The 13984-nt window shown below is 60.6% G+C and carries 11 protein-coding genes; 3 read left to right on the forward strand and 8 right to left on the reverse strand.

The window, feature by feature from the left end:
- The first annotated feature begins 23 nt into the window (after positions 1–23).
- Positions 24–1073 carry a dihydrodipicolinate synthase family protein gene (locus HDF16_RS11430; RefSeq protein WP_184216686.1) on the forward strand — a complete coding sequence of 350 codons (1050 nt, stop codon included), beginning with the start codon at positions 24–26 and terminating at the stop codon, positions 1071–1073.
- 9 nt (positions 1074–1082) lie between these two features.
- Here HDF16_RS11430 and HDF16_RS11435 read toward each other — a convergent pair whose 3' ends face one another.
- The 8 genes from HDF16_RS11435 to HDF16_RS11470 all read right to left on the reverse strand — a co-directional run bounded on the left by HDF16_RS11435 (position 1083) and on the right by HDF16_RS11470 (position 10498).
- Positions 1083–2042 carry a tetratricopeptide repeat protein gene (locus HDF16_RS11435; RefSeq protein WP_184216688.1) on the reverse strand — a complete coding sequence of 320 codons (960 nt, stop codon included), beginning with the start codon at positions 2040–2042 and terminating at the stop codon, positions 1083–1085.
- A 132-nt stretch (positions 2043–2174) separates the two neighbouring features.
- Positions 2175–2951 carry an OmpA family protein gene (locus HDF16_RS11440; RefSeq protein ID WP_184216690.1) on the reverse strand — a complete coding sequence of 259 codons (777 nt, stop codon included), beginning with the start codon at positions 2949–2951 and terminating at the stop codon, positions 2175–2177.
- A gap of 108 nt (positions 2952–3059) precedes the next feature.
- Positions 3060–4394, reverse strand: coding sequence for a Tol-Pal system beta propeller repeat protein TolB (gene tolB / locus HDF16_RS11445; protein WP_184216691.1), 1335 nt, complete (start codon positions 4392–4394; stop codon positions 3060–3062).
- Between the two features lie 53 nt (positions 4395–4447).
- Positions 4448–5281, reverse strand: coding sequence for an energy transducer TonB (locus HDF16_RS11450; protein WP_246409023.1), 834 nt, complete (start codon positions 5279–5281; stop codon positions 4448–4450).
- 67 nt (positions 5282–5348) lie between these two features.
- The gene (locus tag HDF16_RS11455) at positions 5349–5762 is read right to left on the reverse strand and encodes an ExbD/TolR family protein (protein WP_184216693.1); all 414 of its coding nucleotides are present in this window, start codon (positions 5760–5762) and stop codon (positions 5349–5351) included.
- 2 nt (positions 5763–5764) lie between these two features.
- Positions 5765–6538 carry a MotA/TolQ/ExbB proton channel family protein gene (locus tag HDF16_RS11460; protein WP_184216695.1) on the reverse strand — a complete coding sequence of 258 codons (774 nt, stop codon included), beginning with the start codon at positions 6536–6538 and terminating at the stop codon, positions 5765–5767.
- A gap of 293 nt (positions 6539–6831) precedes the next feature.
- Positions 6832–10026 carry a sensor histidine kinase gene (locus tag HDF16_RS11465; RefSeq protein ID WP_184216697.1) on the reverse strand — a complete coding sequence of 1065 codons (3195 nt, stop codon included), beginning with the start codon at positions 10024–10026 and terminating at the stop codon, positions 6832–6834.
- Positions 10027–10054: 28 nt separating this feature from the next.
- A complete protein-coding gene (locus HDF16_RS11470; protein WP_184216699.1) occupies positions 10055–10498 on the reverse strand; it encodes a response regulator in 444 nt (147 codons plus the stop codon).
- A 203-nt stretch (positions 10499–10701) separates the two neighbouring features.
- On the opposite strand from HDF16_RS11470, the gene recN reads away from it, so the two are divergent.
- Positions 10702–12375: a DNA repair protein RecN gene (recN, locus tag HDF16_RS11475; protein WP_184217476.1), complete on the forward strand. Its 1674-nt coding sequence runs from the start codon at positions 10702–10704 to the stop codon at positions 12373–12375.
- A 469-nt stretch (positions 12376–12844) separates the two neighbouring features.
- Positions 12845–13870 carry an alpha/beta fold hydrolase gene (locus tag HDF16_RS11480; protein WP_221312681.1) on the forward strand — a complete coding sequence of 342 codons (1026 nt, stop codon included), beginning with the start codon at positions 12845–12847 and terminating at the stop codon, positions 13868–13870.
- Positions 13871–13984: the final 114 nt, after the last annotated feature.

Here is a 13984-nt window from a genome sequence, read left to right on the forward strand (position 1 = left end):
GGCATCGATCTTAGAATAGAGAGATGCTGCTTGAAGGTTTGTTCCTGCCTCTGACTACTCCGTTTCTTCCGAACGGCCGATTGAATCTGCCAAAGCTGCGAGAGAATGTTGCTCGCTATTCCAAAACCCCGGCTGCGGGACTGGTTGCTCTTTCGCATATTGGCCAGCCGTGCCTGCTCTCCGACGCGGAGACGGAAGATACGCTGCGCTGCGTGGCTGAGGCGGCTGTGGCGGAGAAGGTGTTGATTGCTGGTGTCGCTCGCGACTCCGTCGTGCACACGCTGGAAATGATTGAGTTCGCGGCTAAGTGCGGATACGACGCTGCTATGGTTCCGTTGCCTTCGATGCTGCGAGGTTCTGATCGGGGCTTGGAAGTGAAGGCTTACTTTGAGGCGGTTGCAGATTCGGCAGCGCTGCCTGTGATTCTAGATAGCCGGGCGGGTGATTCGGCCATTGCTGCCGATCCCGCGATTGACCTTGCGAGGCACAGAAACATTCTTGCTATCACCGATGTTACCGCTAGCGCTGATTGGGTCAAGCAGATGCGCGAAGGCACTGCGGAGGTTTGTCACGAGGTTACGGTGACCTCGGTCTTCGCAGCGGTTACGGGAAGAATGATTGCGAAACACAAGCCTGCCAGCGGGACGCTCGTCTCGGCTGAAGCTCTGTCAGGAGGCACGGCGCTGGCTGTGGCGCCGGCTCCATTCAGTACCCTGAAGACGCGCAGTAAGACCGTGGGATTTCAGATTCTTTGCGGCAGCACTCTCGGCATTCTCGATGCCTTGGCCGCTGGGGCTGCAGGCGGTATGCCACCGCTTTCGGCGAGCGCGCCGCAAGCCTGCTACGAGGTCTTTGCGGCGTGGAAGGATGGCGACCCCGCGCTGGCGGCGGAGAAGCAGCATCGACTTCAATCGGCGGCAGAGGTTGTCGAAGAGGGGCTTGGTGTGGCGGGGATAAAGTACGGAAGCGATCTGAACGGATACTTTGGGGGAAGGCCGCGACTGCCTTCGCTGCCCTTGTCGAGCACAGAACGCGAGCGGGTGGAAGTTGCGATGGCTGGCCTTCGTAATTGAATGTGCGAGCTATCTGCGGGGGGCAGTCCTTACACCAAGGCCGCTGAGCCTGCTGCGGGCCTGGGCCGCCTCTGGAGAGGTTGGATAGCGCTGAATCACGCCGCGAAGCTCGGCAATTCCGGAGTCGTTCTGTTTCATCGCGATGAGTGCTTCGCCTTTGTGTAGGCGCGCGGCAGGCAGCTTCGCGCTTGCGGGGAACTGCGATGCGAGGCTGTCGTAGTTTTTCACCGCCGCTGCGTATTTGCCTCCGCGATACTCGATCTCCCCAAGGTAGTAGAAGGAGTTTCCGGAGAGGTTATCGTCTGGGTAGAACTTGATGACGTCGCCGAACTCAGCAGTAGCTAGGGCATAACGTGCTCCCATGTAATCGCCGAGCGCGGTCTTGTAGAGATCGCCGACCGGAGGTGCCGATCCGCCGCCATTGTCGGCCTGTGGAACTCCCGCAGAGGGCTTATTGCGAACGACCGGGGCGGGTGGAGCGTCGCCTAAGGGTGCCGGATTGTCCTGCGTCGGAGGCGCTGCCTGCTGCGGAGCGGACGATCCAGCGGGGGGCGTTGCGCTCTGCATGTTGGCGTTGATGGACTGCTGCTGGTTCTGAATGCTGTTGATGGACTTCTCGATGCTCGCGAGGCGAGCCTTGAGCTCGTCAAGCGAATCGTTCAGGGACTGGATCTGGCCGGAGACCTGCTCCATCTTGGTGTTCTGCGCATCGTGCTGCTGGCCCATCTGCGTCTGGAGCCCCTGGACCACGACGGACATCTTGTTCACCGAGTCGGCGGTCTGTTGGACGAGGTCCTTCATCACTCCCATGCGCTCGTCGTTCGACTGCTGAAGACGCGCGACAGCGTCCTGCAGCGCCTGGACCTGGGTCTGGAGTTGCACCATGTCCTTGTTGACCGCGAAGGCCGGAGTTGCGAGCAGGCCCAGCGCAATGATGGAGGTGGCGAGACGTGTAGATCGGAAGGTCATCGGTTCTTTCCTGAGAGGGGGCTACTTTACGAAGGCTATCTGTAAGAGTCTCTGTGATCGATCGAGAGTGCCTGATTCACCCACTCGATGGTATGAACCAGGCACTCTCACTAAGTAGGTGATCGTGTCTTCTTAGCGGTCGATCGAGAACTGAGCACGGCGGTTCTGTTGCCAGCAGGACTCGGTCTCGTCACTGCAGAACTGCTTCTCCTTGCCGAAGCTCACGACACGGATGCGGCTGGCGGCGATGCCGGCCGAGACGAGAGCGCTCTTCGCGGAGTTGGCGCGATTTTCGCCGAGGGCCAGGTTGTACTCTGCGGATCCACGATTATCGCAGTATCCGTCGATGATGACCCTGATTGCCGGATGCGCTGTCAGGTAAGCAGCAGCCTGCGATGCGGCAGTGGTCGCGTCAGGACGGAGCTCGAAGCTGTCGTAGTCGAAGAAGACGTCGGGTACGTTCTGGTGGAAGGCGGAGTCGGAGCCCAAGTCGCCACCGGAGTTCGAGGCATCAGCGGGCGGAGGCGTCGGAGCGACGGGAACGTTAACGGTCACGCGGACGTTGGCTTCGACGGTGCCGCCGTCACCCTTTGCGGTGAGGTGGAAGTTGGTCGAGTTGGAGGGCGAGACGGTCTGGGTGCCGTTGACGTTGACCTGGCCGATTCCGTCGATGGTGACGACGTTGGCATTCTGGCTCCGCCAGTTCAGGACGACGGACTGGCCGAGGTCGATCGAAAGAGGATCAGCGGTGATGCTGGCCGTTGGCGCGGGTGCCGAGGGAGCGGTGACCGGGCCGATGCTGTTTGGATCGGGACCCTGCTTCTTGTGGCAGCCCGTGGCGAGCGACAGCGTGAGAAGCGAAGCGAGCAGGACAGGAGATTTGAAAAGTCGGGTTGCAGCTACGTTCATTAGTTCCTCCGGAACTTTCTAGTCAATTAAGATTCTTGCCGCAATGCGGCGAATAGTACAGGGCCTGGGCAGAGAGAAAAGGAGTTGCTCTAAGAGGTGTCCGCAGACTTACTTCCAACTCCAGTTTGGCATGTCTCCTCCAGTTGAGGAAAGCGCGTGCTTCTGGGTGCCGTCGGCGAGCATGGTCCAAATCTTCATGTGTTCATCGCGACCGTCTGCCGTGTTGGCATAGGCGATGTGCCGGCCATCGGGAGACCAGGAGGGAAAGTCGCAGCGGCCGCCGTCATGGGTGAGTTGAATCCAGCGCTTGCTGGCGACTTCCATCACGTAGATGTCCTGACCGCCGGGCGCTCCGGGACCATACTTGCGGTTCCAGGCAAAGGCGACGAACTGGCCGTTGGGAGACCACGAAGGCGAGGTGGCATAGCCGCCATCCGTCATGCGCTGGACGCCGGAGCCATCGGTGTCCATGATGTAGAGCTGTGGAAGGCCGGTGCGACCGCTGATCCATGCGATCTGCGCCCCGGTCTTGGGATTGAAGACTGGCGATACATCGGGGCCTTTAAAGCTGGTGATGCGGCGAGCGATGGCTCCGTTGGTGTCACTGATCCAGATCTCCGGGTCACCGGAGCGTGAGGAGGAGTAGGCGATGCTGCGGCCATCAGGCGACCATGCCGGCGAAAGATTTGTTCCGCCAGCCGCGGAGAAGTTGACCATGCGGTTGAGCAGCAGAGAGTACATCCGAATCTGAAAGCCATCGCGGCCGAGCGAAGAGAACGCGACGCGGGTGTTGTCCGGAGAGATGCGCGGCGAGAGCGAGATGGCACCGAGATGTGTGACGGCATGCTGGTTCGCTCCGTCGTAGTCCATCTGCCAGACTTCCTTCTGACCGCCTGCGGCGTGGATGTAGAAGATCTTCGTCTCGGCGATTCCGGCTACGCCGCCGCCGAGGCGGAAGATGATCTCGTCAGCGAATTTGTGAGCGGTCTGGCGTGCGGCGTTCTCGTCGGCGTTGTCGGAGTACTGCTTCGCCAGCACTTGCGGATACTGCGCGTTATTGGCGTCGAAGAGGAAGCCGTTAGTGATTAACTTGCCGCCCTGCACGGAGATGTTGCCGAAGGCCACCATCGCCGCCGACGCGGGAGCAGCGGACCACTGGGCGATCGCCATCTCTGCTGGGGTTCCGGGGGTGGTCTGCGGGATCAGGCTCTTCGAGACAATATCGAAGATGCCAGCGTTTGCCAGGTCGGAGTAGAGGGTCGCGTCGAAGATCGGCTTGAGCGTTGTGTCGCCCGCGCCGGGCTTGAAGTCCGAAACCGCGATGCGGATGCGGTCAGCGCCCGTGTTGGTGCCGGTGAAGACGTTGTCCTGCGCGGTTGCTAAGGCGGTTGTTGACAGAAGTGTCAGCAGGAAGAGGAAGAGTTTGCGGGTCGCGCTTTGCATTCTCACCTTATGGTAGACGCGAAGTGCGGCGGCCGGGTTGTGATGGGGTGAAGTTAAGGTGCCGAAGGAGGGTCAAAGTAATAAACAACATTCAGATAAGAGCCGCTGTAGCCGTCAGGCAACGGGCCGAAGGTGTCGATATGCTGGACTGCGCGCAAGGCGGTCTGGTCGAGCGTATTGTCGCCGCTGGGCTGCTGGATACGGATATTGGAGGGGGTGCCGTCTCTGCCGATCTCGAAGGTGATGTAGACGCGGTGACCCTTTGCGTTGGCGTCGAGCATGGTGGTGTACCACTGGCCGGCGACTTTCTGCGTGATCTGCTTCACGTAGTAGGCATAGCGTGCGCCGAAGGTGGAGTCATTCGTGCCGACACTGATGGTTCCTGCTCGTGTCTGCGTGGCGGACATGGCGATGCGGACGCCTGGAGCTTCACCTGTGGTGGCCTTTTGCGGCTGCGGCTTGATGGGCTGCGGATGAGGCGTGGTTTGAACCGGCTGGGGTGCGACCTTCACTGGCTTTTGAGGCTTGTCGGGAATGTCGATTGCTTTGGGGTCGGGCGGGGGAGCTACCTTCTCTTTGGCGACAGGCGGTGCAGGGCTGGGTATTTCGGAGGTGAGGACGTTGTCGGTGTTGGTGGGCTGGCGCGGCGGCAGAGGGATGGAGTTGACCATCGTGGCCTGGATGGTGGTCGACGGCGTGGAACTGTCGCCCCAGGAGTTGCCGTCGTGGTGGAAGATGTACCCGTAGCCGAAGACTATGGCGACGAGCGCGACGTGCAGGAAGAGCGCTCCGGCGAAGTTGCCGGGGAGGTTCTCCTGGGGAGTGTCGCGGGTTAGAGGTTGGGTTGCGATGGTGGCCTTCTTCGGTTGAGTTGCTGATGCGAGCAAACAGCAGGTCCTTCGACTACGTCACTCGCGATGAGGCTGCGAGTGACTTCGCTTTCGGGTGCTTACGTCACTTCTGGTTGAGGGGTTGGGTGACGATGCTGATGTTGGTGACGCCGGCATGTTTGACGGCGTCCATGACGGAGGCGAAGGCTCCAAAAGGGACGCGCTCGTCGGCGCGGACGTAGACGATCTTGTGCTCGCCGACTTTCAGCTTGCTGCCGAGATCGTTCACGTTGACCGGCTTGTCCTGCAGGAACACGTTCTGTTCCTTGTCAATGGTGATGACCTGGCGTTCTTCAGTTAGTTGGTTCACCGAGCGCGTCTTGGGAATGGCCACCTCTACGCCGGATTGAAGCACCGGCGCGGTGAGCATGAAGATGAGCAGGAGCACCAAGACGACATCGACGAGGGGGGTGATGTTGATCTCGGCGAGGGCGGTCTGAGTGCGGGCGGAGCCACCGGAGCGGGCGGTGAAGGCCATGGCTAGCGGCTCCTTCTGTAGGTCTCTTCTTCGACGGGGGGCGGGGCAGAGGCCATGGCGGCGTTCTCGATGAGGTTGAGGAACTCGCGGCCGAAGTCGTCCATGCGGGCACCGAACTCACGCAGGCGGGCGGTGAGTTGGTTGTAACCGACCACGGCGGGGATGGCGACTACGAGGCCGGCGGCGGTGGTGATGAGAGCTTCCGAGATTCCCGGGGCTACGGCGCGGAGGGTGGCTGCACCGGCGGTGCCGAGGCCGTGGAAGGCGTCGATGATGCCCATGACGGTGCCGAGGAGGCCAATGAAGGGAGCGACGGCGGCGATGGTGGCGAGCCAGGTCATGCGCTGCTCCATGTTGGTTAGCGCTTCGCTGGAGGCGATCTGGGCGGCGCGTTCAAGCGCAACAGGATTGCGGGGCATGCCGCGGCCGCCGGTCTGGCGCTGGTACTCGTCGTTGATCTCCATGAAGACCGGGACGAGCGGGCTGGGCTTGAACTGGTCGGAGAGGGCCGCGATCTCGCTGAGCCGGCCAGATTTGCGGAAGGCGCGGATGAAACGCGTGCTCTGAGCCTGGGCGCGGCGGAAGCTGGACCACTTGGAGAGCATGATTGTCCACGAGAAGACGCTGGCCAGCAGCAGCGTGATCAGGACGGCAAAGGCGACTGGGCCGCTGTTGTGGACCATCTCGAGGAGGGCGCTTCCGCCGGTGGTGGCGGGAGCGACTGCGGTGGCGTCATCTTGAAAGAAGAAGAGAGCGAGAGCGTGACAGCAAGCCATAGGGTCTATTTCACCAGACCCCAGTTTACTTGTGCGAGTTGCTTGCTTCGCTGCGCGGCGGGTAAGAAATAAATTTAGGGAATCTGCGATGGTGCCGCTCTTCGTTTTGTTTGCCCGATGCTCTTGATTCCCAGGCGGGATGAAGTGCGGGATACCCCTCCCCCTGCCTAAATTGTGCAAATTATTCAAAACATATCACTTAGTCTTGTATCAACAATTCTGTATATACAGCCTGTTTGAGCGGTATTCGCGCAAAGACTGTTTCTGGCATCGGTTTTATCGGGCCGGGTTTGTCAAGCTGCGGGAGTCAGTTGCGAGTCGCCTGGAGTTGCCCAGTCGGTCTCTCTTCGGCTCGGAGTGCCGTCTTCCTGCTTCACGGATGCGGAGGGCAAGGTGAAGTTGAAGATGCTGCCTTGTTCCGGCGCGCCGGTGACCCAGATGTTGCCGCCCTGCCGGCGGACGAGGTCTCGGGCGATGTGGAGACCGAGGCCCAGGCCAATGCGGCCCTCCAGGCTAGTGTCGGCGTGGCCGGGACCGACGATCTGGTAAAGCTTCTCGAAGACGCGGGCGCGTTTGTCGAGAGGGATGCCACAGCCATCGTCCTCCACCTCGATCCGCAGCATCCGGCCTTCATCGTAGGTGCGTATGAAGACGTGGCCACCGGGCGGGGTGAACTTGATGGCGTTGTCGAGCAGGATGATCATGATCTGCCGGAGTCGGGTTGGGTCTGTCCAGGCGCAATGATCTTCGCGGACGCCGTGGTCGTCGACTGAGATTTGTTTCGCCGAAGACGCCGGGTGGGAGGTGTGTACGGCGTCGCGGATCGCGGGCGCGACGGCAAAGTCTTCGGCTTCGATGGGAAACTTGCCTTCTTTAGACTGGGTAACGGTGAGGAGGTCCTCGATCATGGCTTGAAGCTGGAGGACGTTCTTGAGGACGATCTGTAGGTACTGCTGCTGCTCGTCGGTGGTGTCGCCGGCGAGATTGTCCGCGATGATCGAGGTGAAGGAGTAGACGGAGGTAAGGGGCGAACGGAGCTCGTGGGAGACGTGGGAGAGGAACTGGTCCTTGAGCTTGAGATCAAGCTGGAGCTTGTTGATCTGCTCGATCTCGCGGGCATGGCGAAGCTGCTCGGTGATGTCACGAACGACGAGGACGCTGCCGGCGAGTTCGGCGCGGCTGTCGTAGATGGGCGTGGCGCAGGTTTCAACGCCGAATTCTGTGGCATCGCGGGCGACCAGGATGGCTCGCTCTTCCATGCAGATGCGGCGGCTGCGGGCGATGTTGGGGTCTACGTGGACGGAGGCGGGGAGGCGGGAGTTCTCGAAGAGGATGGTGAAGACCTCGGAGACTGGCCTGTCGATGGCCTCGGTGGCGTCCCATCCGGTCATGCGCTCGGCAGCGCCATTCATCCAGACGATATTGCGTTGGGCGTCGACGGATACGACGGCGTCGCCGATGGAGAAGAGGGTGACGCTGAGGAGTTCGTGCTGCTGCTGGAGCTCGTTGGCAAGGCGATGGGCCTCGGTGACATCGCGGTTGAGTCCGATCATGCGGGTGGCATGACCCTTGGCGTCGCGGAATACCTTGCCCGAAGCCTGGACGATGTGGGTTGAACCATCGTCCCATACAACGCGAAACTCTGTGGAATATTCGCTGTTGCCTTCGAGGGCATCGAGTAGTGCGGCGACGGTGAGGGGGCGATCGTCGGGATGGAGGCCGCGGGTCCAGAGGGACAGATCCGTTGAACCTTCGACGTACTTGAGGCCGTGAATGCGGAACATCCAGGCATCGCAGATGAATCTGTTGGTGAGCACGTCCCAGTCCCAGATGCCGATCTCTCCGCCGTCGGTTGCAAGGGTTATGCGCTCGTTGAGGCGCTGGAGTTCCATGCGGGCGTTGACCTGCGCAGTCTTGTCCTGGATGGCGCCGATCAGACGCTGCGGTTTGCCGTCGACGATCTCAACGTTGCCGACGGTGCGGACCCAGATGTGTTTGTCGTCTGCGCGGATAAACTCGGTTTCGAGGTCCCAGCCTTCCCCGGTGTCGAAGGCGCGCTGGACGGCGGCGGTGATGATGGGGCGGGCGTTTTCTGCGTAGAAGGTGAGGCCGGCCTCAAGTGACGGCTTGTACGTAAGGGGAAGGGCGTGGATGCGGTAGGTCTCGGCGGACCACGTGACGACGCCGGTCGGAATGTCGATCTCCCATCCACCGACGCCGGCGATGCGGTTGGTGCGATCGAGGAAGTTCTGGCTCTTGCGGAGGACCTCGCGCTGCTCGACTTCCAAGGTTTTGTCCTGAAGTGAACCGAAGATACGTGCTGGTATGCCGTTTCTTAGTTGAACCTCGCCGATGAGCCTTATCCAGACGCGTTGCCCGTCTGGCCGGATGAGAGGTAATTCCAGATCGTAGGTCCCGCCGATAGCGAAGGCCGCATCGACTTCCCTCTGGATATACGGGTGATACTCCGCAGGAAAATAGGTGAAACTCTCTTCGTAGGTGGGCTTGTATCCGGCGGGCCTGCCATGAATACGGGCTGTCTGGTCGGACCAGACGAGGTCTTTTGTAGCGATGTCAAACTCCCAGCCACCGATTCCGGCGACCTTATTGGTGCGGTCGAGGAAGGCCTGGCTTCGGCGAAGGGCTTCACGCTGCTCGACTTCTTCGGTCTTATCCTGCACGGAGCCGAAGACGCGCACGGGCCTGCCGTCGACGATTTCGGGTTCGCCGATGAGCCTGACCCAGAGCTTTCGTCCGTCGACGCGGTAGAGAGGGAGTTCGAGGTCCCAACCGGGGCCGCCATCGATGACGTCTTGAAGGGCGGCGCGAATGGTGGGATGGTAGCTGCGACCGAAGTAATTGATGGCTTCTTCAAGAAGCGGTTTGTAGCCGGGAGGAAGACCGTGCATGCGAGCGGATTCGGCTGACCAGGTGAGATCGCTGGTTGCGAGATCGAGCTCCCAGCCGCCAATCCCGGCGACGCGGTTGGTTTGGTCAAGGAAGGCTTCACTCTTGCGGAGGGCTTCGGCGTGGCGATGCTCGGAGTCAAGGAGATCGAAGAAGCGGGATATGCCGGACGCGATTGCCGGAGCGCGCCACACGAAGATGAGGGCGGGGGGCAGAGACGCCGCGGCGCAGATGATCTTGAGGGCCAGTGATATCTGCGCTAGCGGGTACCAGATGGTAATGATGCGAAGCAGAATCATCGCCCCGCAGGACATGATGAAGACGTTGAAGGCCGAGAGCGCCCAGAGGTTGGACCTCATGGTTTCGATGTGGTTGAGTTTGCCGACCAGCCATCTGATGCCGAAGAAGAAGAGGACGTAGGAGATTGCGATCAGCGAGTCCGAGATCACGTTGGTCCAGAGCAGACCGGGATGAGCAAGGTAGAGGGCGCGGCGGGGAGAGTACTCCGATGACAGGAGAGGCTGTAGTGTATTCGACCGCAGATAGACGCCGAGCGGCAAAGTACAAAGAAATGCTGACATCGAGTGGAACCTGGAGTTCATAGACGATTCAGAAGGCTCGTGCAGGAGCCTGTTCGCCGAGGTCGTACACCGTTGGAGCGGAATCGGGGGATGGAGTGTGTTTGGTGCCGAGAACTTGTTCGATAGCGAGGAGGAGATCGCTGTTGCGAACGGGCTTTTGCAGGAAAAGCTTGGCGCCGGCCTTCAGGGAGCGGTCGCGGTTGGCGGCGCGGTCGCGGCCGGAGACGACGATGACGGGGATGGCGGCCATGGAGTCGTTGGTCTGGAGGCGTTCGAGGACGGTGAAGCCATCGCCGGCGGGGAGGCCGAGGTCGAGGAGAATGACGTCGGGCTGCTGGCGGCGGGCCTCGGCGATGCCGGAGACACCGTCGACCGCGAAGCCGACATCGTAGTGGTTGGCCTTGAGGCGAACGTGCATGGCGAGACGCATCTCGGGGTCGTCATCGACGATGAGAATCTTCTTCTGGGACATGGGGCGTGACCTCGTTTATACGAAATAGACCGTTTCCGTGCGGCTGGCGGCTAACCGGTTTATCGGGGGCAGGCGTGGGGGACTGGAAAGGATTCGGGAGGGAGCTGGGGTACTTCCGTGGGAGATGGATGTGGATAAGTGTGATGTTGCCAAGGGATTCGGAGGCTTTGTTATTCTCGCGGTATGTGGATGGTGAGGACCTAATGCTGCTGGAGTTGCGGGCGGAGAACTATGCGGTGATCGACCGGGCGGCGGCGACCTTTGGCCACGGGTTGAATCTGCTGACGGGCGAGACGGGAGCGGGCAAGTCGATTTTGATCGATGCGTTGGCGCTATTGCTCGGCGGAAAAGCTTCCAGCGATGTTGTCCGGCATGGCGCGGAGAAGGCGGTGGTGAGCTGCGTCTTCGAGATGACGCCGGGGGCTCGGACAGTACTTGAGGCCAATGGGATTGAGTGCGAGACGGACGATGTGCTGCTGCGAAGGGAAATTGCGGCGAACGGCAAGGGTCGGGTGTTTGCGAATAATCAGGCGACGACCGTAGGGGTGCTGAGGCAGCTTTCGCCGGAGCTGGCGCTGATCCATTCGCAGGGGGAGACGCTGGGTTCTTTCGATACGGAGCAACAGCGGTTGTTGCTGGATCGGTTTGGGGCGATCTCTTCTGATGACGTTGCAAAGGCTTATTCGGAGTGGCGGGCGACTACCGAGAGGCTGAAGGTGCTGCAGTCTGCGGAGCAGGACCGTTTGCGTATGGCGGATTTGTGGCGGTTTCAGAGTGGAGAGATTCAGGGCGCGGGGCTAGTCGCAGAAGATGAGGACGCTCAGCTTGAGACGGAAAAGCGGGTGCTGGCGAACTCCGAGAAGCTGTTTACTGCGGCGATGAGCGCGCACGACCTGCTGTATGAGTCGGAGGGGGCGGCGGAGTCGACGCTGGGAGCGGCGCTGAAGCACTTTGAAGAGCTGGCGCGGTATGACTCGCGGTTCGCCGAGGCGGTGGGGCAGCTGGCGGCGGCTAAGGCGACGGTGGAGGATTTGAGCGCCGAGGTGCGGGACTTTGCGGAGTCGATCAACGCGGCACCGGAGCGGCTGGAGGAGATTGAAGACCGGCTGGCGGCTTTGGATCGGTTGAAAAGAAAATACGGCCAGACGCTGGCGGAAGTGATCGCGTTTGGGGCGGACGCTGCCGCGAAGCTGGCAGAGGTGGAGAATCGCGATGTTCTGCTGGCGGAGTTGACGGCTAAGCAGGCGGTGGATGCGGAGCGTTATCGGGTGGCGGCTGCGAAGTTGAACGAGGCAAGAGCGGCTGCGGCGCGGAAGTTGGAGAAGGCTGCGGTGGTTCAGATCAATGATCTTGCGATGAATGCCCGGTTTCATATTGAGGTGAAGGGTGAAGGGGAGTGGACGGCGCATGGGTGGGATGGGGTCGATTGCCTGATCGCGACGAATCCGGGCGAGCCGATGAAGCCGCTGGCGGAGATCGCTTCGGGCGGAGAGATGTCTCGGGTGATGCTGGCGCTTAAGGTGGCTGTTGAGGATGCAAGCGCGAAGGTGGCCAAGGCGGTGCTGCCGCGGACGCTGGTGTTTGATGAGATTGACATTGGGATTGGCGGGCGGGCGGCGGAGGCTGTTGGCAGGAAACTGAAGGCGCTCTCGCGGGGGCAGCAGGTGATCTGCATTACGCATCTGCCGCAGATTGCGGCGTTTGGGGATCAGCACTTTTTGATCGATAAGACGGTGAAGGCGGGGCGGACGCAGACCGAGGTTCGGCTGATGGAGACGGGTGAGCGGGTGGAGGAGATTGCCCGGATGCTGAGTGGAGAGAAGTTGACGGATACGAGTATGCGGCATGCGGAGCAGTTGCTGGAGATGAGCAGGTAGGGCTCGTTCTTCATGGGGCGCATCCCGGCGGTTCTTTTGGGCATCGCAGTGAGCGGTGTGAACTTTAATTCCCGGGAGATGTGCGATGGCGGCTGTGAAGAAGTGTGCGCATGAGATGTGTAAGTGTGTTGTCGGAGAGAAAGAAAAGTATTGTTCGACCTTTTGCGAGGATGCGAAGGGGACGCAGACGTTGACGTGTGATTGCGGGCATGCGGCGTGTGAGGCGGATAAGCTTTAGTTCGCGATCGACTAATTCGGATGAGGGTTGGAGGCAGATGGATCGCGCCTTCAGCCCTCATTTGTTTGTTGGTCAGAGGTGATGGGCGCGTGGAAGGAAAGCAGGTCCTTCGACTGCGGTTGGCGCAAACCGCGCCGACCGCCGCTCAGGATGACAAGTTTGTGGGGGCAATGCGAGGGTATTGCTGTGCCGGTGGCGGAGTTTGATGTGCGGCCATAGAATCGCTGAACTATGAATATCTTGCGCGTGATGGGGTTTGGGGCGGTGTTGTGTGCCGGGGCGGCGTTCGGGCAGGCGGGGTCGCCGCAGCAGTTTGCTGATCTGGGTGAGTTGAAGCTGGAGAGCGGGGCTTCGATTCATGGGTGCAAGCTTGGGTACCGGACGCTCGGGACGCTGAACGCGGCGAAGTCAAATGCGATTTTGTTTCCGACGTGGTTTACGGGGACGACCAAGGATTTACTGGGGATCGTTTCGAGCGCGGGGTATGTCGATCCGGAGTCGTACTTCTGGATCTTTGTGGATGCGATTGGGAATGGGGTTTCGTGCTCGCCTTCGAACAGTAAGACGCAGCACGGCATAGATTTTCCGGAGTTCACGATCCGGGACATGGTGGAATCGGAGCATCGGCTGGCGGTTGAGAAATTTGGATTAACGCATGTTCATGCCGTGGTGGGCGCGTCGATGGGTGGGATGCAGACGTTTCAGTGGATGGTGAGCTATCCGGAGTTTATGGATGTGGCGGTGCCAATCGTTGGGTCGCCGCAGCTTTCGAGCTACGACAAGCTGCTTTGGAGTACGGAGGAGGTCGCGATGGTGACTGATCCGGAGTATGCGGGTGGAAAGTATGTGACGAATCCAAAGCTGAAGACCGTGGCTCTGCTGCATAGCTTGAACCTGTTGACTCCAGAGGCGCGGGTGGAGCAGACGAAGACGGCGGGGTTTGAGACGTTCTTTGCAGGTTTGGAGAAAGAGGGAATTGGCGGGACGGACGCGAACAACTGGCGATGGCAGATTCATGCGATGCTGGGCCAGGATGTGGGGAAGGGATCGTCGCTGGAAGCTGCGGCGACGAAGGTGAAGTCTCGGGTGCTGGTAGTGAATGCCCGGCAGGACCACATGGTGAATCCGATTGCGGCGATCGGGTTTGCCCCGATGATTCATGCGAAGTTGCTGTTGCTGGACGGGGATTGTGGGCATCTCGCGCCGGGATGCGAGGCGGCGAAGGTGAGGCCGGCGATTGCAGAGGCTTTGCGGTGAGTCATTCGCGAGGAGAGCGATAGCCAATGCGGGGGCTCTCCACGTCCCTGCGCTCTGGTTGAGATGACGTTTTCTGGGTGGATGGCCGGAGGGGCAAAAGGCTGACAGGTGCGT

Source organism: Granulicella aggregans (assembly GCF_014203275.1).
Taxonomy (GTDB): domain Bacteria; phylum Acidobacteriota; class Terriglobia; order Terriglobales; family Acidobacteriaceae; genus Edaphobacter.